A 23519-nucleotide genomic window follows, 5' to 3' on the forward strand; every position below is an offset into this window, starting at 1 on the left:
GAGGTTGTAGGCTAATGTCACTTATAATAGCAAAATTTGGGGGTACATCCATAGGGAATGGTAAAAGGATAAGAAAAGCAGCCCAATCAGTAGTGAAAGAATACATGAAAGGAAACAGAGTAGTGGTGGTGGTATCAGCCATTAACAAGACAACAGATGAACTCCTAGAGATCGTGGAAGAAGCGACAAACAACACCATAACAGAAAAACAACTAGCTGAAGTAGTTTCGATGGGTGAAATGACCAGTGCAAGAATATTTTCTTCGGCCTTGGAATCCCTTGGCGTGAAATCCGAGTATATAGACCCATACAAGAGCGAATGGCCAATAATAACAGACAGCAACCTCCTAGATGCCAAGGTAGATCTTAAAACAACAATAAAAAAATCCAAGATACTTTTAAAACTCCTAGACCAGGGTATTATACCAGTTGTCTGCGGATTCCTAGGTAAGGATAAACATGGCTATATCACAACATTAGGCAGAGGCGGAAGCGATATCACAGCATTTTTACTTGGACGCTGCCTAAATGCAGATGAGGTTATAATAGTCACAGACGTTGGAGGGGTTATGTCAACAGACCCAAACAAACTCCAAGAGGCTAAAAAATTGGATAAAATCTCAGTAGAGGAGATGAGAGACTTGGCCACCCACGGAGCACAAGTACTCCACCCTCACGCCCTAAAATATAAAGTGCCGGAGATAAAGGCTAAGATAATAGGATTCGAACACGGGGATCTTTCAGCTCCTGGAACAGAGATCATAGGCCCCTCAAAAAAGGAGCAGTTGAAGACTGTCACCTTTAATTCAGAACCATTGGCTGTGCTCGCAGTAGTGGGGGAGGAAATCCTCAACAAGCCAGGCATACTCGCTAAAGTAACATCCACCTTATCTAAAAAGAATATCAATATCATAGGAGTGTCCACCGGAAAAAATTCCATCACATTATTCATCAAAAAGGAAGATGCACAAGAAGCCCACAAACTCTTACACGATGTTGTAGTTGAAGATGAAAACCTAAGTTCCCTATCCCTTGGAAGAGATATTGCAATGATCACGATTTCAAGCCCAGAATTTATAGACACTCCCGGGATAATCTCAGAAATTACGGAACCATTAAGGGAACATAACCTGAATATTGTTGAAATATCATCATCACAGACTTCCGTGGTGATATTCGTTGACTGGGATGATGGGAAAAAAGCTTATGAACTCGTAAGGGGTGTTTTAGAATGAAAATAGAAGGCACGATCGTGGCCATGATAACCCCGTTCACACCAGATGATGAAGTGGACGAGGATGGGCTGCGAGAAAACATAAACTATTTGATAGAGAATGGGGTTGATGGTCTCCTCATAGCAGGGACCACAGGCGAATCAGCCACAATAACCCACGAAGAACAAAGGAGGATGATAGACCTCCTAGTTGAAGAAGTCGATGGCAGAGTAACCACCATCGCAGGAGCTGGCAGCAACTCCACAAAAGAAGCCCTAGGACTCGTTAAACATGCAGACGCGGCGGGTGCTGATGCGGCGCTCGTCATAACACCATACTATAATAGGCCGCAACCACACGGCCTACTAGAACATTACAAGATACTCAGCGACGCGGCAGAGATACCCCTGATAATCTATAATGTACCCTCAAGGACAGGGACAGATATCGACGTCGATACCGTTCTAAAATTGGCGGAAGAGGATAAAATAATAGGCCTCAAAGAGGCGAGCCCAGACCTTGACAAAGTATCCCAGTTAATGAAAAAACTCATGGAAAGCGGTCTTGACGATGAATTCGTCATACTATCAGGTAACGATAATCTCACACTTCCAATGATACCTTTAGGTGCTAGGGGTGTTATATCGGTTGTTGCAAACGTTGACCCAGCCAGGATGTCGAGAATGGTTAATGAGGCTCTTTCAGGGGACTTTGAATCTGCTATGAAAACACACTATGAATTATATGATCTTATGAAAGTCCTTTTCATTGAAACCAACCCTGTACCCGCTAAAGAAGCATTGAATATGATGGGCAAACCTGCTGGTCATGTGCGACCACCACTAGGACAACTCAAAGAAGAAAACAGGGCAAAACTCAGGAGGATACTAGAAGATCTCTCATTACTCTAAGGGTGAGATGACATGATCAGGGTAGCGGTAAGCGGTGCCTGTGGCCGGATGGGTTCAAAGATCGTGAAGAGGATAACAAGAGAAGATGGCATGGAAGTAGTGGCGGCTATAGAAGCACCTAACACACCATTTAAAGGAAAGGATGTTGGCGAGATTATAGGTATAGGTCCAATTGGCGTTAAGGTAGCGCCCGCAGAGGAACTAGAGAAGACCCTTAAGGCTTCAAAGCCTGACGTAGTTGTTGATTTCACAATAGCGGATGCGGCGGTAAATACTGTAGAGAAAGCTTCAAAGCTTGGCGTCAACCTCGTGGTTGGGACAACAGGTTTCTCAACCGAACAATTAGAAAAGATTGAAAAGGACATTAAAGAAGGGAATGTTAAGGCCATCATCGCGCCTAACATGGCTGTGGGTGTTAATGTCTTCTTTAAGGTACTTGAGGAGCTTGCAAAGCTCTTACCAGATTATAATGTTGAGATCATGGAAGCACACCACAAACATAAAAAGGATGCACCATCAGGAACCGCTCTAAGGGCATTGGAGATAATAGCAGCCACTACTGGTAGAGACCCTGATAATGTGAGCGTATATGGTAGGAGGGGTCTTATAGGTGAACGATCAGATGATGAGATAGGAGTACATGCTATAAGGGCTGGTGATATAGTAGGAGACCATATAGTGCTTTTCGCTGGTGAAGGTGAAAGACTTGAAGTGATCCACAGGGCACATAGTAGAGAAGCCTTTGTTGGTGGTGTTATCCGAGCCCTTAGGTTCATAGAGAAGGCAGAACCTGGTAAAATATCAGATATGAAGGATGTATTGGGGATCAGGTGATTATAATGGTTGATGTGGGAGTCTTAGGCGCGACTGGAATGGTCGGACAACGCTTCATAGAACTTTTAGATAAACACCCTGAATTTGAAGTTAAGGTGCTTACAGCTTCCCCCCGTTCCGAGGGAAAACCTTACGAAGAAGCTGCTAAGTGGTATCTTCAAAGTAAAATGCCAGAATCAGTTAAAGATATAAAAGTTGTGAGAACAGACCCTTCCAAGGTTGGAGATGTTGACATATTATTCTCAGCTCTACCTCCTGATATAGCCGCGAAAGTGGAGCCAAAGTTCGCAGAAAAGTATGTGGTGGCTTCAAATGCTAGTGCGATGAGGATGGAGCCTGATGTGCCATTAGTCATACCAGAGGTTAACCCCGACTTCCTAGACCTTATAGAAGTTCAGCAAAGGGAGCGCGGATGGGATGGTTTCATAGTCACAAACCCGAATTGTACTACAATAGCCCTTACATTAACTTTGAAGCCTATCCATGATCAGTACACCATAAAGAGGGTCTATGTAGCTACTATGCAAGCTGTTTCAGGCGCGGGATACAATGGAGTCCCATCAATGGCTATCATAGATAACATAGTCCCCTATATTGGGGGCGAGGAGGAGAAAATAGAGACGGAGACACTCCATCTCCTTGGGGAATTGGAGGAGGGAAAGGTCACCCCCGCCCAGTTTGGTATAAGCGCATCCTGTCATAGGGTTCCTGTACTTGATGGGCACACAGAAGCCGTCTTCATAGAGCTTGAGGAAGAGTTTGAAATTGATGATATAAAAAGGATCATGGATGAATTCCAGGGGATACCACAGAAGTTGGAGTTGCCTTCCGCCCCTGAAAAACCAATAATTGTGAGGGAAGATGAGGACAGGCCACAGCCACGCTTGGACAGAGACGAATCCAATGGGATGGCTGTTACAGTTGGTAGGCTGCGTATGGATGCTGCATTTGAGAATAGTTTGAGGTATGTGCTAGTTGGCCATAATACGATACGTGGAGCTGCAGGTGCATCAATCTTAAATGCGGAATTAATAAATGAGATAATATTTTAGAAAATGTTCGAAGGGCTGCTGGAGGGTCTACATCATATAGACCTTTCATTACTTTATTTTTTTAATATTCAAGTCCGCAATCCCTTTTTTGACTTTTTAATGCCAATTATAACATTTGCAGGGACCCGAATATTCTGGATAAGCATATCCATAATACTCCTCTTTTTGGGTGAGAAGGGTAAGAGAACGGCTTTCACATGCCTTTTAGCCCTCTTTTTAGGCTATTTTTTAAGCGAGCTTTTAAAAGCCGTCTTCCAAGTTCCCCGCCCATTCGAGGTTATAGAATGGGTGAGGATCTCTACCATCGCTGGGGGTTATTCTTTACCCTCAGGCCATACTACAGCCTCTTTTAGCGGATTTCTAATCATAGGAGTAAATTATGGTAGGCTTCCTATTTTCCTATCATTAGCAGTTCTAGTTGGGATTTCTAGAATTTATATGGGTTTACATTATCCATCAGATGTTGTCTTGGGGGGCCTACTTGGGATGTTATGCGCCTTAGTTTCCCTTAGGATTGAAGAAAAACTTTTTAAGTCCGTGAAGGATAAATATCAGAAGGGATAATCAGTGATTCTTTTCAAGTGATTAACATGTTTCTTAAAGATTCAGAAAAGGAAGAATTGAGGCGTCTTGTGAAGGCATGCATGCTCGAGATAAGTAAATTGGAACTCGAACTTGAAAAATGCGAAAAAAGAAGGGACGAAAGTGAGAAACTGGAAAAATTAAAGGAAGAATTGGCAAAAAAAGATGAACATATAATGGAGTTTGAAAAACTTTTAAAGGAAAAGGACAAAGTCATAGAGAATCTGAATAAGATTTTAAGTGAAAAGGAAGCCCAAATCCAGGAATTGGAGAAGATAAAAGGATACTTTGACAAGTTGACAGCGAAGCCTAAAAAGGATCTTACATCATTCCAGTCACAAATTTACAGGTTATTACCAGAGGAGAAGGCCACCACGGAAAAATTACATTCTTTCATACAAGATATAGGGTTCAAGGATTTGAAATATGAAAACATGTTACAGATCCTTCGGAACCTTGAAAGAAAAGGCTATTTAAGATCTTATAATAAAGGTGATGATATACTCTGGGAAAAAATTGAAAAATAGACTAGATGATTTTCGCGACAAGCTCTGCAACCTTCTTTCCAAGGTTCCTGGATGTTTCTATGCCGAATTCGTCCTCTTCACAGTCTTTTTCTCCGCGTCCAACCCCAGTTCCACCATAATGTGCTGTTGGTGAAGCATCTCCCACAACTATCATCTCATGTATTAATAGGAAATTGTGGATTGCGTTACATGTTGTTTCTTGTCCGCCGTTTCTTGAACCCCCAACTGCTATTGCCCCGCCTACTTTATCCTTTAATCTGAAGTCTATTCTTAAGGGTCTTGTCCTATCCATGAAAATTTTTGTTTGCCCTGTCACATTACCAAAGTAGACTGGGCTGCCTATTATGATACCATCAGCTGCTTCTAGTTTCTTTAAGATCATGGGAATATCATCTTCTATTGGACATTCACCTGTTAAGCAAGTGTCACACGCCCTACATGGGCTTATATCATGTTCTGCAAGTTTTATAAGTTCTGTTTCAACACCCTTTTTTTCCGCTGCACTTAAAGCCTCCTTGACGAGGAAGCTTGTGTTACCATTAATCCTCGGACTTCCAACTATCCCTATTATCCTTGGCATAAGATCACGTCCTTCATTTAATTTATGAGGAGCTTGTGAACACCCCACACCACACTTACAATGGGGGGGCTTCCTACCCCATGGGGAGAACCCACCCTTTATAATCCTTTCATAGTGATGATGGGGTCTCCTTCTCCACAAGCTTTCTGGGGACCGTCCCTGTCCCCCCATATTCCAGATTTTTAGGGAGGCATTATAATCCGCCTCCCAGCCACGCATGGGATGGGGAAAACCACTTGTCTATTAAGTTGGCACATCCTTCTTTTTTTGGGGGGGTGTTGGCAAACTTGACTTTCATCACTTGCCTACCAGCCCCATCGGACTTGTAGAGGAGCCGGAATGAACACCTCTAAAGTTTTTTTTTCATGATTACGTTATTTTTATATGACTACAAATACTTTTCGGGTTCTCATTCTTTCTGAAGAGGCTTCCCCTCAAAGGAGTAAATTTCATGATTTTCTTGTTACTTGTAGGACCCCCTTGGGGGGTGCGCAATGGGGGTGGAAATGGGTTAAATTTTGTTAAAGAGTATTGATGATAGATATTCAAAGTTCAAGCCCTTCCACATTTGTGGACAAGGAAATTTACAGGGCATTATATTTTGAAATATGTATACAAAGCAGAGTCAGAGAAAGTAAGTTTAAATTTGGGGGATGGATTTTGGACTGGATAACTTTGCAAGATGTTTTTGCCAGTGGAACTCCCTTCATAATATGAATCAGGCGGGTGAATTGCATCGTCAAGTATTGTCTTGGCGAGGATTGGTAATATCAAGAGGAAGGCATAGATTTTTGTATAATTTGCATGAAGTGCGGTAGTGTTGAATGCGGACGTTGACGGGGGCTTTAGATACGTTGGAAAAATTTGGGGGATCTGTGAGGATATCCAGGTGGTGTCGGTGTGAATCCACCGGTTGTTGGGCAGGCCTTCTCATGAAGCTCTGTCCATAAGGGCGGGTTAGTTTACTTATAACTAAAAAGACCGTAAAATATTTATAGAACCTCTAACCCATGGATAATTGCAAATATTATATTGAGGTGATTACATGGCACAATTGACTGGAGGACAACAACAACAACAACCAGTTCTCATCCTACCTGAAGGTACAAGTAGATACCTTGGAAGAGACGCCCAGAGGATGAACATATTAGCAGGGAAAGTATTGGCAGAAACTATTAGAACAACTTTAGGCCCTAAGGGAATGGATAAGATGCTTGTAGACTCCCTAGGGGATATTGTGGTAACAAATGATGGTGTCACAATCCTAAAAGAGATGGACATAGAACATCCAGCCGCTAAAATGCTGGTAGAAGTTGCTAAAACACAAGAAGACGAGGTAGGGGATGGGACAACAACAGCAGTCACAATAGCTGGAGACCTTTTGAAAAAAGCTGAGGAATTACTTGACATGGACATACACCCCACCATAATAGCCATGGGTTACAGGCAAGCAGCCAAAAAAGCCCAAGAAATCCTAGACTCTATAGCAATAAGCGCAAGCGATAAAGACACGTTAGTAAAAGTCGCCATGACAGCGATGACAGGGAAAGGGACGGAAAAAGCCAGAAAACCACTAGCCGAACTTGTTGTAGAGGCTGTTAAACAAGTAGAAGAGAACGGGGAAGTAGACAAGGACCACATAAAGATAGAAAAGAAAGAAGGCGGCAGCGTGGACGACTCAATGCTAGTCCAAGGAGTGATAATCGACAAGGAAAGAGTACACCCAGGCATGCCGAAGAAAGTTGAAAACGCGAAAATAGCATTACTCAACTGTCCAATCGAAGTCAAAGAAACAGAAGTCGACGCTGAAATAAGAATAACAGATCCTTCACAGATGCAAGCCTTCATCGAACAAGAAGAAAAAATGATAAAGGACATGGTCGACAAGATAGTGAGCACAGGAGTTAACGTACTATTCTGTCAAAAAGGCATTGACGATTTAGCACAACACTACTTAGCAAAGGCTGGAGTGCTAGCCGTCAGGAGAGTTAAAAAATCAGACATCGAGAAACTCTCAAAGGCAACCGGTGCAAAAATAGTCACGAACATCGAAGATCTCAGCGAAGAAGACCTTGGAAATGCGGGGAGAGTCGTGGAGAAGAAAATTTCAGGAGAAGAAATGATATTCGTAGAAGAATGCAAAGAACCCAAGGCAGTCACCATACTCGTAAGAGGATCTACAGAACACGTCGTAAGTGAAGTGGAAAGAGCCATTGAAGACGCTATTGGTGTTGTTTCGGCGACAGTTGAGGATGGGAAGGTTGTTGCTGGTGGTGGAGCTCCTGAGGTTGAGATTGCTAAGAGGCTTAAGGATTATAGTGAGTCTATTAGTGGCAGGGAGCAGTTGGCTGTGGCTGCTTTTGCAGAGGCCCTTGAGGTTGTTCCTAAGACTTTGGCTGAGAATGCTGGTCTTGACAGTATTGACACTCTCGTAGATTTAAGAGCGGCTCATGAAGAGTCACCATACATGGGTTTAAATGTTTTTGAGGGTGAAGTGGTTGACATGAAAGAGGCAGGAGTACTAGAACCGCACAGAGTCAAGAAACAGGCTATACAGTCAGCTGCGGAAGCAGCAGAGATGATACTAAGAATAGACGATGTCATAGCCGCTGCAGGTGAAGAAGGCGGAGAAGAAGAAGGAATGGAGGGAATGGAAGGCGGAATGCCACCAATGTAAATCCTCCTCAAATTTTCTCTTTTTTTATCTTGAGAGTATATGTACAACAGCTGTTCCACCAGTACCCCCTATATTATGTGTTAATCCTATCTCAGCACCTTCTACTTGTCTTTTACCTGCTTCTCCCCTTAGTTGCCATACTATTTCTGCAGCTTGGGCTATGCCAGTTGCACCAAGTGGATGGCCCCTTGCTTTAAGCCCGCCAGATGGATTGAATGGAATGTCACCATCACGACATGTTAAACCCTCTTCGAATGCAAGCCCCCCTTCACCCTTTTTGACAAATCCAAGATCTTCTATTGCGAGTATACCATTAATGCTGAAACAGTCATGGACTTCGATCACATCAATGTCCTTCGGCCCTATACCCGCTATTTTAAAGGCCTTTTTTGCCGCGTGTACGGTTGCGTCGATCCTTGTGATGTCCTTTCTGTCATGTAATGCTATTGTCCCTGAAGCGTGTGCCGAAGCCTTCACATAAACTGGTGTGTCGGTGTATTCCTTCGCTTTTTCAGCTGGACATAATATTATGGCGGATGCGCCGTCAGATATGGGCGAACAATCAAGCAATCTTAGTGGACTTGCAACCATACTAGAATCTAAAACTTGTTCTACTGTGATCTCCATTGGGAAGTGGGCTTTCGGATTCCTAGCAGCATTTTCATGATTTATAACTGATACCATTGCGAGTTGTTCTCTTGTTGTCCCGTACTCGTACATGTGGCGGCGGGCCATCATAGCATAAAGTGAGGGGAATGTAACCCCTTGTTGGGCCTCCCATTCTTGGTCAGACGCCGTTGCTATTGCCGGGGTTGGATCAACGACGTCTGTCATCTTTTCAACTCCACCTACGAGGACTATGTCATGGTAGCCTGATGCTATGGCCATTATACCGCTTCTGAGTGCGAGGCCCCCTGAAGCACAAGCAGCCTCTACTCTAGTAGCTGGGATGGGTGTGAGTCCTGCATGGTCTGCTATTAAGGAGGCTATGTGCTCTTGTTTAATGAATAGTCCTGCTGACATGTTCCCAATGTACATTGCTTCTAGGTCGGCTCCTCCGATCCCTGCATCTTCGATAGCTTCTAATCCAGCTTCTGTGATAAGGTCCCTGAATGATATGTCCCATAGTTCGCCGAATTTTGTCTGTGATACTCCGATAATCGCAACATCTCTCATTTTACATCACCTTTAAGCCATTTTGAGTTTTTCTTTGAATTTTGTATATAATGCGTAGTTTACGTATGTCTTTTCTTTGATCATTTCCTGAACCTTTGGTGCAAGTTCTCTTTTTTCTTCTATCCCATCTTCTACTCTGATTATGAAGGCGTCGCTTCCCGCACCGGAACCATAAGATACTGCTAATATCATGTCTCCTGGTTTCGCTATGTCTAGTGTTGCTGCAAGTCCGATGGGCGTTGCACCTGAATATGTGTTACCTATCTTGGGGGTTAAGAGTCCAGGTTTTACTTGTTCTGTTTTGAAACCTAATTTTTTAGCTGCTTTAAGGTAAAATTTGCCATTGGGTTGGTGGAATACTGCATAATCAAAATCAGATGCTTTAAGATTTTCTTTTTTCATTATGTTCTTTGCAGCGTTTATCACATGTTTGAAGTATGCGGGTTCTCCTGTGAATCTGCCACCATGGCGGGGGTATGGCATGCCTTCCCTCCTATAAAAGTCGGGTGTGTCGGTTGTGAAACTGTAGGTGGATTCTATCTCTGCTAGTAGGCTTTTTTCTCCTATGATGTATGCTGCGCCTCCTGCTGATGCAGTATATTCTAGGGCGTCACCTGGTGCTCCTTGGGCGGTGTCGGCTCCTATTGCAAGACCGTAATCTATTATCCCAGCCTCAACCAAACCTAGACATGCTTGTATTCCGGCTGTGCCTGCTTTGCATGCGAATTCAAGGTCAGCTGCTGTTAAATTTGGTGTTGCCCCTATGGCTTCAGCCACTATTGTCGCGGTTGGCTTCACGGCATATGGGTGCGATTCCGAGCCCACGTATATTGCTTCTATCTTATCAGGGTTTATCCGACCCCTTTTCAGGGCGTGTTTTGCGGCTTCTACAGATATAGTTGCGGTATCCTCGTCAGGGGCTGGTACAGACTTTTCTTCGATTATCAGACCCTTCATGATTGTTTGGGGGTCGTCTCCCCAAACCTTTGCTATTTCTTCAATTTTTATACGATATAGTGGGATGTAAACTCCATATCCAACGATTCCAGCCATGAACATCACAACCTCTTCTCATCCAAGAATAAAATTTTTATTTTAACATTCCCCTATAAGTTTATAAACTTTTTTCTTCCGACTTTTCGGAACAAATAACAAGAAGAAAAAATTTTAATCATTGTGAAGAACGAGTACATGCGGTTGCCGGGATTTGAACCCGGGTCGCGGGCTTGGAAGGCCCGAGTCCTAACCAGACTAGACTACAACCGCAATGCGGCGTCCGGGATTTGAACCCGGGTCGCTGGCGTGGCAGGCCAGTGTCTTAACCAGGCTGGACTAACGCCGCATAACCTCTAGACTATTATCAATAACTTTATCGTATATAAAATTTTTGATCAGGAACCACTTATATTATCCTGGAGGGTATAAATGGGTTTATGATGTCGCTTCAGAGACTATATCATAGGTTTTGGGAGGTGGATGTGCTCCGGGGAATCGCAGTTTTGATGATGATAACCTTTCACTTATTATTTGATCTTAACTATTTTGGAATAGTATCACTCAATATCCAAGGCGGCCTTTTATGGTTTTTCGGGAGGTTAACAGCCTTCATTTTCATATTCCTTGTGGGAACATCTCTCAAGCTCAGTTATATGCGAAGTATACTCTCCAGATATGAAAGTTCGCTCATTTTAAAGTATGTTAAGAGGGGTTTAAGGATATTATCATATGCTTTTATCATCACTATTGTAACCTGGCTGGTGATCGGTGAAGGTTATATAATATTTGGGGTTCTGCATTTTATAGGAGTTGCAATAATACTCAGTTATCCTTTACTACGTCATGAAAAATTAAATCTCCCATTAGCCATTTTATTCATAGCAGCGGGTCTTTTCCTCCTAAATCAAAGATTTGATATCGGTTATCTTTTCTGGCTTGGTATCATCCCACGAAACTTCTATACACTCGACTATTTTCCTATCCTACCATGGATGGGTGTGGTCTCCCTTGGTATATATACTGCTGGTAAACTATACAAGAACTATAAAAGAAGATTTCCCCTAAAAGATTTCTCAAGTTATAAGATCGTGAAGTTTCTAGCGTTCCTTGGAAGGCATTCACTCTTCATATACTTCATCCACCAACCTATTCTCATGGCCATTCTATTCATGGTCAGAACCTTTTAATGGATCTTGTGGAAAAAACTTTAACCAGGTCTTGTAAGAAACCTTTCCAAGGATCACACCATTTTTGTTTTTCTTGTTTTAGAGTAGCTTGAGATGATCTATATTGAATCCCTGGGAAGTCGTAGTTAACCCGTAAGTTATGGTTTATAAGCCTTTCTATGTTCAATGCATGAAATATTACATCTTTGCCAAGAATTTCATAAATCGTTCTAAATTTGCTAACTCTCGGTTCTGCATTCTTTTAGTTGGTATCCCAATTTTTCTTTTTTTGGGATCTTCTAGGATTTTTCAAAGCCACCCTCTTTCAGTCCTTTTTTTGGCTCCCCTGGGCTTTTTTGCTTTCTTTAATGAGGTGAATTTTGCAATTATAACTATATTTTTTGGATTCTCCCCAATTGTAAAGTCCACCATGTTTTGCTTCTTTTCTGCTTTCTTTTACATCTTTGACCAATCGTTGGATAGAATTTCAAGTTAGCCATAGAATTCGTTTATTTCCATTTTAATTTTGCGAACAAGGTTAACAATAGATTTTAATTCCTCTGAAGAAATTACCATTTTTTCACCTTTCTAAATCCAAATTTTTCTTCTTTCATTGTAATCGTTGTACCTTAACGCGTACTGTTTTGGATCTAAGTTGTTCTTTGAAATAATCTGTCAGAAAACTGAGCCAATCCTTAATTCATTTTCTGCCTTTTTAAGTTCATCGGCATGCTCTCCGAGTAGATAGTAGCAATATCATGTTTGTCTAAAACCGACGTCGATCTATTGGGTTTCCATGACATGTTCCGTTTTAGGATGTTTACCTTTTGATCGCTTGGTAACATCTTGTTCATATGATGAATGGAGCTTATAGACTTCTCTTTATTTATTCTGATAGCTTATTTTTGTGAATGGAAGCTGATCGTGATCGCTCATTTTCTCTGGGCAATTTATCTTGTTTATATTCTTTTTTTTTTTGTATTTTAGTTCTTTGAATGTTATGATGGTCTGGTTGTTTTTGGTTTGTAGTATTCCGTCAAGTTGTTGGGTTAATGCTTTTATAAGTGAGGTCTTCGACCCCCCCCGGTGAATGTTCCGTTGTCTGTTATGATTAATTGGTATCTTTTTTTTGTATTTTTTGATTTCTATTTTTTTATCTGTGTGGGTTTTTTGTTGAGGGATCTTGAGTAGTTCATTGATGAGTATGGCTAGTGGTATGCTGGTTTCTAGGTTGAATTCTCTCCTGCAGTCTATTTCAAATTTTATGTCTTTGTGCTGGCTTTTGAGTTTTTCTGTGTATTTTTGCATGTTTATTTTGTGTTTTTTGGTTTCGTAGAGTGTTTCGTGTATGAGTGCCATTGATTTTATGCGGTTTTGGGCTTCGAGTAGGGCTTTTTTGTTTTTTTTTTGGCCGCCTTTTGGGCTTGGAGGTTTAGTAGGCTTATTATGACTTGCAGGTTGTTTTTTTACGCGATGGTGCAATTCCCTCAAAAGAGCATTTTTTCACTTATACTTTCTTCTAGTTGTTTTTGTGTTATAATGTCTGTTATTTCTGTTAAGAATATTATAGATTTTTTTGTAGAGGGGGATGATCCAACCAGTAAAGTACCGGTTATCTATCCGGTTGATGTGGATTGGGGTTTTTGGAGGTTTTTTCCAGTGGTCTTGGATTTTGAAGTTTATCTTTTTCATCCGCTTATTCTTGTATATTGCATTTCCTTCCTTGTCCAAGACCGCTATAGCATCTTCTAGGTTTTCTACAACACCCTTGAAGAAATGCCATGCATCCAAGGCTTCTTGGTGAAATTTCGCCCTCTCTGATCCATCTTGTTAAGGCGCTCAACAGCAACACTAATCATGATGACACAAATGGCTAATGCCATGACGAGAAGGAGTATTTCACTTTGAAATGGTAACTGTCCCCTTAAGGATATTCATAATAGGTCCTATGATGGCGATAACCATTACAAGTAAGAGTATCAGGCCCCTTGCCATATAACCACCAGCATATTTTGAATGAAGCGGCACTATAACACCCTCACTTGGATAAACCGATAATATGCTTATAGCGGCCAAGAAATGCAACAAACCATCCAAAAACGGCACCCAAAAAGCTGGAGAAGGAAACAAGCCAGTTAGATAAAATACAATTGTACAATATGCTATTATACCCCCCAAAATATCCAAGGATCTGGCCAAAACCATAAAGTCTGAACAAGAAAAAAAACAAAAAAATCATACATGGAAAACAAGATCCCTTGAAGGAGAAGAACAGGTCACAACAGCCAATATAATAAAAGAAAGAGTAAATTAGAGGTTTTCTTTGATTAAAGTATAGGATGACTATTGAGAAGCCAACGGCAAAAAATGCCATACCAACAACAATCCCCCCAATCAAAAATGCAATGGGTGAAAGTCCCACTATTAGCATTGCAAGAAAGATTGAAAGACGCCTTGCAAAGACAACAGAATCCACCAAAAAACCACCTCTTCACCCATAGATATCGAAAACAAAGTTTTGGGGGGCTCCACCATTAAATATTATCCTTCCCCTCATAGAACGAAAATTTTATAAACCAGTGACAATCCCCACTTTAATCTTTTTTTTTTTGTGAAGCACAGTGTATTTTTGTCAGGAGTAGATTTGAATGAAAGACTTTCTACCAATACTATTACTGGCCGGGATAATAATGCTCATTGTTGGCATGGCCTATTATGAGCCAGTAAACGCACAAGTCTCAGAATCAGCCACACAAACTTTACAGGCCAATGTTACTGAGACAGTCGCAATCACAGCTACATGGAATAGCGCAGAAAACGGCACAATAGACTTAGGCAACTTACCTGCAGACAATGTTGAAAAAGAATGGCAAGGTGGAAACACTGCTGAGGAGGTTCACAGTTATTCTAATGTGGCCATAGACCTCTATGTAAGAGCTTCAGGTAACTTAACAAACGGAACTAACAATATAACCATAAGTAATCTTAAGTATGCTGATTATGGTGCAAGTGTCGCCAAGACATCATTTACAACAACGTATGTGCAAGTGTTAGGAAATTGGGGTCCGCCAGAACACCTCGGAAGCCTTACGGTGCCTGTTGACCTCTACTTGACTGTGCCACTTGGAGCACGACCAGGACTTTACACAACAACAATATACCATGCAGCTGTCCAGGCAGGTGGAACAGCACCATCATCACCATAAAATATAATCTTCCCATTTCTTTATTTTTTGAGGTGAAGATTATGAGAAGGGTAGTTGTAACTTTGATATTATTGTTGTTTTTGTTGTCTTCTGTTTCTGCTGTGAGTTTGCTTGCTTCACCACCACGATTCGAAATAAAGAATACTAGCCATTTTTCTGGGAAGGTCACAGTGACAAATTTTGGGAATGAAACAATAGAAGTTACCATTGACAAAAAAAGGATCCTGAAGGATAAAATACACCTATTACTTGTTGATGGTGGCGCCTCTGATTGGATAAAAGTCAAGGAGACAAGATTCACCTTAAAACCAAGGGAATATAAGGATGTCCATTTTGAGGTGAATGTGCCATCAAATTACAATTATAGGGATGCAGTAGGAGCTTTGGTTATAAGGGCAACACCAAAGACAACACCACAATCTAAAGGTGGAGGGGCGCAATTTGTTATAATGCAAGGCGCAGAGGTCATAGTTCCTATCGTTATTGGATTGCCAGGGCCCATCAAAGAATCCCTCAAACTCGAAAATTTCAAAGCCCCACTCGTTATTGTAACACCTTTACCTGGAGAATTTAAGTATACACTTAAAAATACTGGTAACACTTACCAGAATTTCACAGGGACAATAACGTTGAATGGATGGTTCAACACAGCCAAAATCAACTCTACTGGAGGGGTCTACCCAGGAGACAACTACACTGACATTATCACATGGCGACCTGGCTTATGGGATCTTGGAGTATATGGTGCAGATGCAAAGATAGAGTATGGAAGATACAACCCGCAAAAGCCGCTTGAGACCACAAGCCAAGTCATAGTGATACCAGGATGGCTTGTAATACTAATAATCCTACTAATCATCCTAAAATTCCTCAGAAGAAAAAAGATACCTATAAAAATTAATTAAAATAGAAAGAGAAAAATAAAGGAACATTTATATGTAGGGCGACCTTTACCTTCCATTAAATAGGATATTCAAATTTTTCCGAAATGATCCTTTTGGGCAAAAACGGAGAGAAAAAATAATCGAAAGAAACTAGGATAAAGATGTTCGCAGCTCAGCTAGAAGAGGCATTACTCTCTCAAGGCAAGGTTTAAATCCCCAGCAAGTCCTCTCACCAACTCATTAATCTATCTTGCGATGATCATTATATAGAACCTTACCTACTTATCAATACAAGTGGGTCTGTTCACGAATTTTGATAAGCTCGCAAATTAATATTCAGAAATTACAGGTTAAAAAGTAGCATGGAAGGTTTTCTCGTTTTTGCGAAGAAAAGGACAAAGTTTAGGCGGCTAATAGAATTATCTATGCTATTGAAACATTTCCAAGGCTTTCCATGAAGAACATTCCATGGGGGAGTGGCAGCCAAAAGAGGAACAAGTACTTGGATTAAGGGGCAAATAGAACTAAACGGTGAATACAAATTATAAATTTTGAAGGCAGGAAGTATAAAATCGCGTCCAATTACAGCAAATCCTTGATGACAATAGAGGACTATTCTAACAAAAGGCTTATTCATAATCTTTCCAGCAAACAAAATGAATCTTCATTTGAAAAAAATCAAAGATTTGTAGATCCTGTTATTGTTTCGACGAATATTTGCTTATGTAAATGTCTTGGGTCTGGTTGCATCTTCTTCTGGAATAACTTTCGTGGTTGAATATTCCATGCTAGTATGGCTGTTTCCCTGCGGAGATTCCTATGTTTGTTTTTCTTCACGTTTCATGGTAGTCACCTAGTATGAGTATTTCATGCCAAGCTTTAACATAGTAACACATTATTATTAAAATGGATAATTATCATTAAAATGTTTTTCTATCTCACGATAATAGTAATCGTTTTATACCCATAATTAATATTATTGTTTCTGTGGAGATCGGTATTCTGGGAGGTGGTTTCCTATGAGACGGTTTGCATTCATCCTGGTAGCTGTTCTCTGCCTTTGCCTTATAGGAAATGCTGGGGCGGTCACTCTCAACTACAATGAAATCTCCGACGCCTCCAAATTAATCAAAACCTATACAGAACAGCATGGCAAAATACCACAACAGGTCATAATAGAGAACAAGACCCTGAAAGCAGATGATTATGTATGCTGCAACGACCACAACAATAAACTTGAATGTCAATAGGAAAGCAGCAGTAACTATTAATAATTATAGGCCAGCGCCAAACCCCCCTAGCATTACAGCAAAAGGAAAACTTACAAAACAAGAGTACCTGCAAACAGCACAAAACATCAAAAAGTACATGGAGGCTAATGGAAGATCACCGAATTACGCCACAACAACAATCGGAAAAAATAAACTACCAAAGCCTAATATACGCCTACGCCCGAATAATAAAATTCCACAACACAGCAGGAAGACTACCAAACTACGTAACAATCGTGAAAATCACAGGGATAGAAGGGGTTGTGGCGAAGCCACAGGCCAGCATCGGCTACAACATACAAAACTACAGAGTACAATTCACAGATAAAAGCACAGGAAGCACGCAATCCAGAACCTGGGACTTTGGAGATGGGAGTAAAAGCATAGAAAAGAACCCAACCCACACCTACCAGCCAGGAACATACACCATAAAATTAACAATCCAGGGCTATGGAATCACCGATACAAAAACAACAACCATCACAATACTCCCCGAGCCAATCCAGGCAAAACTCACCATAAACACAACAGGCAACTGGCTACAATATCCAGGACAGATAAACCTACCACTGCACAATGGCATCAACTGGATAAGCACCTACTTCAAAGAAGCAGGTGAACCAGGAGTAGAAGAAGTGGGGATAATACAGGACGGCGAAATCAAAGGAAAATACTACTTCTATGACTGGACCCCTGGAACCCCCACCACAGTAGGACTAGAATGCAACAACCTGCAGGTCACCCGCAACGAAAAAATATACTATGACAACATGGGCGGATTCGAAAAACTGATAACATTCACCATAGTCACATCCAAGGTCACGGATGAGGCTATAAAGGACTGGACCAGGAGGGTATACGAGCCAGGACCATTAAAGGCAGCCTATGGAACATTCCTAACAAGCCTGACAACAATATGGCTACACGACAAACTGGCAGACGAACTAGCAAAACAATGCAACACAACATGGGCCCGGACAAAACCAACAATCATACAGGCAGGGATAACAGACGCCTGGACAGCATACACACACATCCCAGACCAGAAACTGGGAATAGAAGCCACTGGAGGCCAAATAGAAGCCTTCAACTTCCTCAGAGGATTATACCAGCCACTAATCGAACAATTAACCCTAAGCTTCACAGGACAAAACACCAACTCAAGCATCCAAATGATAACACAAGCAATACTCAACGGCAAAGAACTCCAAATAACATTCGACCAAGAAAAACTATACCTTGAAGTCGAGGGATTACCAGGCATCAACCTGACAATCAACACTGTTACAGGTGAAGTTAAAGACAACTTCTATGGCCTTGGAGGAGCCACAGCAGACTACTGCTACTGCTACCACGACCAACTAACAAACAAAGTAAACAGTTGGCTTGGACAATTTCTAAAATCATCAACTGAAGCTACAGCAGCCGGAATACTAATAACAGCTGGACTAATGGTAGCGGCAGCAGCAGGAGGACCGCTAACAGGCATTGTAGCAGGAGCGCTTATTACAGGGGGCTTGATTTTTGCAGCTGATGCGTCTGGTTTATTCGATGATCCGCTCAATCCTGTTAATTGGCTTGATTTTGCGGCTACAGTGGGTTCTGCAGTCTTTTTCAAGGCGCCAATAGGAGCCTCACCATTTAAAATAATCACTGACACGGGAGTCAGACAATCGATGAGATTTATAACAGTCTTTGGCGGTAAAACAGCTATAGTCAAGGCAACTCTCGGAGAGGATGGGAAAGAAGCAATAGAGAACACAGTTAAATCATGGGTTAAAGGTAGTGGAATATCATCAGTTATACACTCGCTAGAAAGTTCACCCCATAACTAAACCTGCAGCTTACAATCAAAAAACATATAAAAATAGAGAGAAAGTGAAAAATCATGTCATCAGAGGGAGTGATGATCGCAGTGGGTCTAAGCCTCACTATATATTTGATTTCCTTGGTTATTGTTGGAGAGGACCGTCTAAATAGATTCTATGAGAGAGTTACAGGAGAAAAACCAAAAAAAGGTGGTGTAGGGACGCCCAGAGCCTTCTCGTTCGGCTTCATGGTTGTCCTTCTCCCTTTTTTTCTCCTTTCGGCGGGTCTTTGCTTTGTCTTCGCTCCTAAGATAGTGCCAGGAGTGGTTGCTCTTGTAATCCTCGTGGAGTATATTGGTTTTGTGTCCTTTTTGAGGGGTGACACCTTCAGAGGGGAATGGGATGGGAAAGGATACCCAATTATGGGATACTTCTGTTTCTCACTCCTTTTCTCTGCCTTCATGGTTATAAGGGGTGTTGTTGGCATGTTTAAAGGGGATGTGGCCTGGGGTTTGTTCATGTTGTCTCTTGGCCTGTTTATCGCGACATATTATCTTTTCCCTGATAAAATGCCAGGATTAAAAGGGAATTACCTTAGCACGCGACGCGAAGTTTTGAGGGCGATTATTGTCGGCATAATACTCCTCATAATCACAAGGATAATCTGGATAATAGTCCAGGTTAAAGTATTCCACTGGTCACTGAGTGGCCCTTCTGGCTTGTAGTGGTTGAACATGCTCGTGATCCTGATGCGTTTAAATGAATTTCTGAAGTGCGGTCTTTGTCCCTCCAAGTCCTAGTATCCAGAGCACTGATGTGAATTCATGGTATTATTTTATGCGTTTTCAAGGGGCAACAAAGCCATGTTGATCATATTTCGACATGATGCGATATGTTGGTAAAGCTTAGCCACTTTAAACGTAGCGCTTGTAAAACTTTATTAATTCTTTCAGATTCTGGGATTATAGTAGATCAAGTTTATGTGTTTGGTGGTATCTTAGTTCTTGCATGATCTCTATAGAGCCTACATATTTGAGTGTCACCCTTTATGGGGGGTTCAAAGTTTTTGCCCTTGTGGGATAGTTGAAGTCGAAGCCACATATCCTCATGTTGAATACGAAAGTACCGAAGCCAAGCAGAGAGTTCGTTCATGGCGTCTTAAGTTCCCAATTACATATATCGTTTGCACAGATCATTCCCGACATTGCGGCTGCTTCTATTCCTCCGCCTGGGAAAGTTGAGGCACTCGCTAAATACAAACCTTTTATCGGTGTTTTGAAATATGGTCTTTTAACTTCAATTGATTGATCGAAGGAATATAGGGCTCCTTCGGGCATTGATGTGTATCTTTCAAATGTTTTTGGGGTTGCTGCATCTTGAACGATTATGTGCTTGCTCAATTCAGGAATGACTTTTTCGGCTTTCTGAATTAGCATTTCAGCCATCTCTTTTTTCTTCTGTGAATACTCTTTTGTTCTTCTTTCTGGAAAATTGTGGTAGTTTTCTCCCGTTATTATTGTGACGCTTGATTTGTTCTTTGGGGCCAGATTTGGGTCAGCATTTGAGTTAATGATTATATCAATACTTTTATCCAGGTTTTTGATAAGTGTTGGATAGTTTGATAGATCTATATCTACACCTAAGAATACCATAAAGGCAGAAGGTGACATTTTTAACCCTTTTATATAATCAACAAATTTACTATCCAAGTTGTTTTTCTCCGACAAGCTCTAGGAATGTGGTTTTAGCATTTGCATTGGCTACAATTATTGGAGCCTTTAAAATCTTCTCTCCAACTTTTACTCCTTTAACTTCTCCGCTTTCAACCAGTATTCTATCTACTTTATGCCTAACCATGACTTTACCGTTGTGGTTTTCAATGAAACACTTTAAGCTGTCAGCAAACCGTTGTGCACCTCCTTTTGGGAAATAGCCGCCATATAGGTAATATGAGACACATGCAGTGAGTGCGCTGCTTGCAAGAGTTTTTTCGGGCTCTGTCCCAAGATAACCCAATAATGCGCAGAGCAGCGCCTTTAAATTCTCGTCTTTGAAATATTCGTCAAGCTTCTCTTTGTAGGTTTTGTTCATCCAATCGTAAAAATGAGGATGCTCCTTTGGATAATATAGAAGCTTCCTATCTCCGAGGACCTTCACGATTAATTCGGCAGGTAAAGGAGTTCCGTAGGTTGTATCTTTATAACATTCAACATAAGCTTCTTTAGCCTCCCTGAAGAAAGCAGAAATATTCTTCTTTTCAGCTGGGAACATTTTCGAGAGCAGACTTATAAACTCTTCAAGATTCTGCACTTCTATGTCTTTCCCTTTGAAAATATACTTTCTTGTGTTTTTCACAAACAAATCTTCTTTTTTCAGTCCAAGTTCTCGTAAAAGATAAATAAGAGGGCCTTTTTCCCACAACCCGCTTACATCCTCCACCCCGGTGTTAAAAACAAACCCCTTCCTTTTGAAAGATGAGCAGTAGCCTCCAACTTGAAAATGCTGTTCTAAAACTAAAACCTTGTATCCTCTTTTTGAGAACAAAGCGCCACATGTTAAACCTCCTATACCCGAACCAACGATTATGACATCATACTCATCTTCTTTCTTAGGCTCTTGGAGATTTACATTACCCTCCAGTCATATTTCTTGAATTCTTCTGAAACGAAATAGGCAGGTGCTTTCAAAGGGAAAACAATTGAAAAGATTATGCCAATGACGATTAAAATGTTTGAGAGGACTACTGTGAAAGGTTTGGCAAGGAGCAGAAATAAGATTGCATTTGATAGGAATATCCCTGCCCAGACTATGGTTATCTGGCTGTTTATAGCCAAGAACGATTTGTCCTTCCAATAGATCTTAGGATAATCCTTTTTCGAAACCTGGAAAGTGAACGGTCGTTTGATGACAAGTGAAATCAAGGCCATTAGAAATAGAACAAAATAGCCAATAAAACCACTATGTTCAACAAACATGTTTAATTTGAAGATAAATGTAGCAGCGCTCGCTATGCTGAAATAGAGAACGGAAGTAACATCCATCAAATTGAACTCTCTTTTGCGGATTTGAGGAATGATAAAAAATAAGGAAATCACAAGAGGAATGACTATACCGGCATAGCTGCCCATACCACACAATACCCAGTAAAGGATCTATGGAATAAATGAAATAAGTATATAAAGCATACCGGGCATTTTTTTATCGCCTAAACCTTCCATTTTTACGCTTCCTTTAAATTTCCTTTACACCATGAACGATTGTGTATAACCTCCCAGGGGTATGTGAAGTTTGCCCGTTAAGGCAAATTTGGACGAGCACTATAAGCCATATATCCACTTGTTGTTCGAGCGTGAAGTACCGGACCAACAAAGTTGGTAGGACTCGGGCGGGAGTGGTCGCATCATTTTCTTTCATGCTTGTTCCTATGATACACTTTAGCTTATCCATATAATGGCGATTCCACTACCAGAGAGCCCAAGCCATCCCCATTTCTTTCGAGATTGTTACTATAGCACCGGTAATCACTAAAATTAATCCAATTATCCCGAATGCTATATACACTTTATTTTCAACTATCTTTTACACCTCCACTACTCCTATAACCCCCAAGGATTGCCACGATTAATCCAATCACGCCAAGCAAACCCAAATATTTGAGCCCATCTTTGAGATATTTGAAATGAACAAAGAATGCAAAAAAACAGGAATAAATACAAAGGATTATGCAATTTGAAAGCTTCAAATCCAAGGGGCCCTAAAAAGCTTAAAAATCCATTCATCCAAAATTTATCTCCCGTCCCTCTTTTTCATATCCATAACATATCATAAATTTATTCTTTTTTAAGCCACCGCAAGCCCAATTTCATATAGCGCTCTGTTGTCTGAGTACGAAAGCATTGGAACAAAGCGGAATGTCGTGAGCTTGTTGATTTTCATTCCATTACTTCTTTTAGTCCTTCGTACAGTTCTTTGTTATCAGACGTCCTTATCCCCTTTTTATGATGAAAATGGGCGAATAGATATATTGTTCTCTCCTTGTTCTCAAATTGATATCTTATTCTTAATGGTTTGTTCCATGGCCATGCTCTTTCTTCTCTTCCTTTGAAAACTTCATCAAAACCGTAATGAACATCTATTATATTCCTTAAAGGTATCTTCAGTTGGAATTCCTTATTCTCTTTTACATCTTTTCCATCGAAAATTAACTCTTCATTGCTAAGCTCTAGAATTCCTTCATATCTGTGTAAAGGTTTGAAGCCAGAAGTATGTGCCTTTAACCATTCTAACCAACTTCTGTCTTTTATATCTTCCTCAAATGCCATTAATGAATTTTTCCACTTCATTTGTATCTCCTCTATTTGGATAATTGAATTTAAATTTTTTGCAGGTTCGCAATCTTGGACAACGTTCCGGGGATATGTAGTTTGCGATAGCAAATTTGAACGTAACCAAAAGCACATATCTGCCTCTTATACATTCTCGATGAATTGCATAAATTCCTGTCCTTTACGAAGTTTTGCCCTATAGTATTCACACGAAGCCTATCTATTTAATCTTTTTGTTTTTCAGATGTTGAAGCTGATTAGGTATAACTTTTTCCAGATAAGTCGCTGGGGATAATTTTTTTTCTAATCT

26 protein-coding genes, 2 tRNA genes and 1 pseudogene are annotated in these 23519 nt (G+C 40.9%); 16 read left to right on the forward strand and 13 right to left on the reverse strand.

Going from position 1 to position 23519, the window contains the following annotated elements:
* The first annotated feature begins 14 nt into the window (after positions 1-14).
* The 6 genes from ACZ5XX_RS05405 to ACZ5XX_RS05430 all read left to right on the forward strand — a co-directional run bounded on the left by ACZ5XX_RS05405 (position 15) and on the right by ACZ5XX_RS05430 (position 5120).
* Positions 15-1235 (forward strand): aspartate kinase, encoded by a 1221-nt coding sequence (locus ACZ5XX_RS05405; protein ID WP_464583270.1) that lies wholly within the window; start codon positions 15-17, stop codon positions 1233-1235.
* On the forward strand, positions 1232-2125 hold the full coding sequence (gene dapA / locus ACZ5XX_RS05410) for a 4-hydroxy-tetrahydrodipicolinate synthase (protein WP_464583272.1): 894 nt from the start codon (positions 1232-1234) through the stop codon (positions 2123-2125). The genes ACZ5XX_RS05405 and dapA overlap by 4 nt, the downstream gene beginning before the upstream one ends.
* Before the next feature lie 12 nt (positions 2126-2137).
* On the forward strand, positions 2138-2959 hold the full coding sequence (dapB, locus tag ACZ5XX_RS05415; RefSeq protein WP_464583274.1) for a 4-hydroxy-tetrahydrodipicolinate reductase: 822 nt from the start codon (positions 2138-2140) through the stop codon (positions 2957-2959).
* Positions 2960-2964: 5 nt separating this feature from the next.
* A complete protein-coding gene (gene asd, locus ACZ5XX_RS05420; RefSeq protein ID WP_464583276.1) occupies positions 2965-4011 on the forward strand; it encodes an aspartate-semialdehyde dehydrogenase in 1047 nt (348 codons plus the stop codon).
* Positions 4012-4110: 99 nt separating this feature from the next.
* Positions 4111-4575, forward strand: coding sequence for a phosphatase PAP2 family protein (locus ACZ5XX_RS05425; RefSeq protein WP_464583278.1), 465 nt, complete (start codon positions 4111-4113; stop codon positions 4573-4575).
* Between the two features lie 26 nt (positions 4576-4601).
* Entirely contained in the window at positions 4602-5120 is a 519-nt protein-coding gene (locus ACZ5XX_RS05430; protein ID WP_464583280.1) for a hypothetical protein, read from the forward strand.
* Position 5121: 1 nt separating this feature from the next.
* On the opposite strand, the gene ACZ5XX_RS05435 is transcribed toward ACZ5XX_RS05430, so the two are convergent.
* Complete coding sequence (locus ACZ5XX_RS05435) at positions 5122-5700, reverse strand: flavodoxin family protein (protein WP_464583282.1); 579 nt, start codon at positions 5698-5700, stop codon at positions 5122-5124.
* Positions 5701-6231: 531 nt separating this feature from the next.
* Between ACZ5XX_RS05435 and ACZ5XX_RS05440 the strand changes: the two genes are divergently transcribed.
* Both ACZ5XX_RS05440 and thsA read left to right on the forward strand, forming a co-directional pair.
* Complete coding sequence (locus tag ACZ5XX_RS05440; protein WP_464583284.1) at positions 6232-6417, forward strand: hypothetical protein; 186 nt, start codon at positions 6232-6234, stop codon at positions 6415-6417.
* Positions 6418-6745: 328 nt separating this feature from the next.
* Positions 6746-8377, forward strand: coding sequence for a thermosome subunit alpha (gene thsA / locus ACZ5XX_RS05445; RefSeq protein ID WP_464583286.1), 1632 nt, complete (start codon positions 6746-6748; stop codon positions 8375-8377).
* A gap of 24 nt (positions 8378-8401) precedes the next feature.
* Here thsA and ACZ5XX_RS05450 read toward each other — a convergent pair whose 3' ends face one another.
* The 4 genes from ACZ5XX_RS05450 to ACZ5XX_RS05465 form a co-directional block, all read right to left on the reverse strand.
* Positions 8402-9553: an acetyl-CoA acetyltransferase gene (locus ACZ5XX_RS05450; protein WP_464583288.1), complete on the reverse strand. Its 1152-nt coding sequence runs from the start codon at positions 9551-9553 to the stop codon at positions 8402-8404.
* A gap of 12 nt (positions 9554-9565) precedes the next feature.
* The gene (locus tag ACZ5XX_RS05455; protein WP_464586250.1) at positions 9566-10606 is read right to left on the reverse strand and encodes a hydroxymethylglutaryl-CoA synthase; all 1041 of its coding nucleotides are present in this window, start codon (positions 10604-10606) and stop codon (positions 9566-9568) included.
* A gap of 139 nt (positions 10607-10745) precedes the next feature.
* Positions 10746-10819 (reverse strand) — tRNA-Gly (locus tag ACZ5XX_RS05460).
* Positions 10820-10821: 2 nt separating this feature from the next.
* A tRNA-Gly gene (locus ACZ5XX_RS05465) sits at positions 10822-10895 on the reverse strand.
* Positions 10896-11055: 160 nt separating this feature from the next.
* Between ACZ5XX_RS05465 and ACZ5XX_RS05470 the strand changes: the two genes are divergently transcribed.
* Positions 11056-11736: a heparan-alpha-glucosaminide N-acetyltransferase gene (locus tag ACZ5XX_RS05470; RefSeq protein WP_464583290.1), complete on the forward strand. Its 681-nt coding sequence runs from the start codon at positions 11056-11058 to the stop codon at positions 11734-11736.
* Positions 11737-12597: 861 nt separating this feature from the next.
* On the opposite strand, the gene ACZ5XX_RS05475 is transcribed toward ACZ5XX_RS05470, so the two are convergent.
* The 3 genes from ACZ5XX_RS05475 to ACZ5XX_RS05485 form a co-directional block, all read right to left on the reverse strand.
* Positions 12598-13206 carry a histidine kinase dimerization/phosphoacceptor domain -containing protein gene (locus ACZ5XX_RS05475; RefSeq protein ID WP_464583292.1) on the reverse strand — a complete coding sequence of 203 codons (609 nt, stop codon included), beginning with the start codon at positions 13204-13206 and terminating at the stop codon, positions 12598-12600.
* Between the two features lie 12 nt (positions 13207-13218).
* The gene (locus ACZ5XX_RS05480; RefSeq protein ID WP_464583294.1) at positions 13219-13506 is read right to left on the reverse strand and encodes a hypothetical protein; all 288 of its coding nucleotides are present in this window, start codon (positions 13504-13506) and stop codon (positions 13219-13221) included.
* A gap of 108 nt (positions 13507-13614) precedes the next feature.
* Positions 13615-13812 carry a hypothetical protein gene (locus ACZ5XX_RS05485; RefSeq protein WP_464583296.1) on the reverse strand — a complete coding sequence of 66 codons (198 nt, stop codon included), beginning with the start codon at positions 13810-13812 and terminating at the stop codon, positions 13615-13617.
* A gap of 242 nt (positions 13813-14054) precedes the next feature.
* Between ACZ5XX_RS05485 and ACZ5XX_RS05490 the strand changes: the two genes are divergently transcribed.
* From ACZ5XX_RS05490 to ACZ5XX_RS05500, 3 genes are all read left to right on the forward strand, one after another.
* Positions 14055-14216 carry a hypothetical protein gene (locus ACZ5XX_RS05490; protein WP_464583298.1) on the forward strand — a complete coding sequence of 54 codons (162 nt, stop codon included), beginning with the start codon at positions 14055-14057 and terminating at the stop codon, positions 14214-14216.
* A gap of 147 nt (positions 14217-14363) precedes the next feature.
* Positions 14364-14921: a hypothetical protein gene (locus ACZ5XX_RS05495; RefSeq protein WP_464583300.1), complete on the forward strand. Its 558-nt coding sequence runs from the start codon at positions 14364-14366 to the stop codon at positions 14919-14921.
* Positions 14922-14962: 41 nt separating this feature from the next.
* On the forward strand, positions 14963-15826 hold the full coding sequence (locus tag ACZ5XX_RS05500; RefSeq protein ID WP_464583302.1) for a COG1470 family protein: 864 nt from the start codon (positions 14963-14965) through the stop codon (positions 15824-15826).
* 657 nt (positions 15827-16483) lie between these two features.
* Here the strand turns inward: ACZ5XX_RS05500 and ACZ5XX_RS05505 are convergent.
* Positions 16484-16642, reverse strand: coding sequence for a hypothetical protein (locus ACZ5XX_RS05505; protein WP_464583304.1), 159 nt, complete (start codon positions 16640-16642; stop codon positions 16484-16486).
* Between the two features lie 182 nt (positions 16643-16824).
* Between ACZ5XX_RS05505 and ACZ5XX_RS05510 the strand changes: the two genes are divergently transcribed.
* The 4 genes and pseudogenes from ACZ5XX_RS05510 (at position 16825) to ACZ5XX_RS05525 (ending at position 19609) form a co-directional block, all read left to right on the forward strand.
* The gene (locus ACZ5XX_RS05510; RefSeq protein ID WP_464583306.1) at positions 16825-17055 is read left to right on the forward strand and encodes a hypothetical protein; all 231 of its coding nucleotides are present in this window, start codon (positions 16825-16827) and stop codon (positions 17053-17055) included.
* A pseudogene (locus ACZ5XX_RS05515) lies at positions 17012-17167 on the forward strand (hypothetical protein); the annotation flags it as partial. The gene ACZ5XX_RS05510 and the pseudogene ACZ5XX_RS05515, both read left to right, overlap by 44 nt.
* A gap of 16 nt (positions 17168-17183) precedes the next feature.
* Positions 17184-18911, forward strand: a complete 1728-nt coding sequence (locus tag ACZ5XX_RS05520) for a PKD domain-containing protein (RefSeq protein ID WP_464583308.1) — start codon at positions 17184-17186, stop codon at positions 18909-18911.
* A gap of 53 nt (positions 18912-18964) precedes the next feature.
* Positions 18965-19609: a hypothetical protein gene (locus ACZ5XX_RS05525; RefSeq protein WP_464583310.1), complete on the forward strand. Its 645-nt coding sequence runs from the start codon at positions 18965-18967 to the stop codon at positions 19607-19609.
* Positions 19610-20032: 423 nt separating this feature from the next.
* Here ACZ5XX_RS05525 and ACZ5XX_RS05530 read toward each other — a convergent pair whose 3' ends face one another.
* From ACZ5XX_RS05530 to ACZ5XX_RS05545, 4 genes are all read right to left on the reverse strand, one after another.
* Entirely contained in the window at positions 20033-20536 is a 504-nt protein-coding gene (locus ACZ5XX_RS05530) for a phytoene desaturase family protein (protein WP_464583312.1), read from the reverse strand.
* Positions 20537-20585: 49 nt separating this feature from the next.
* Complete coding sequence (locus tag ACZ5XX_RS05535) at positions 20586-21428, reverse strand: phytoene desaturase family protein (protein WP_464583314.1); 843 nt, start codon at positions 21426-21428, stop codon at positions 20586-20588.
* An 80-nt stretch (positions 21429-21508) separates the two neighbouring features.
* Positions 21509-21928, reverse strand: a complete 420-nt coding sequence (locus ACZ5XX_RS05540; RefSeq protein ID WP_464583316.1) for a DUF3159 domain-containing protein — start codon at positions 21926-21928, stop codon at positions 21509-21511.
* An 888-nt stretch (positions 21929-22816) separates the two neighbouring features.
* Positions 22817-23227, reverse strand: a complete 411-nt coding sequence (locus tag ACZ5XX_RS05545) for a hypothetical protein (protein WP_464583318.1) — start codon at positions 23225-23227, stop codon at positions 22817-22819.
* Positions 23228-23519: the final 292 nt, after the last annotated feature.

Source organism: Methanothermobacter crinale (assembly GCF_055397825.1).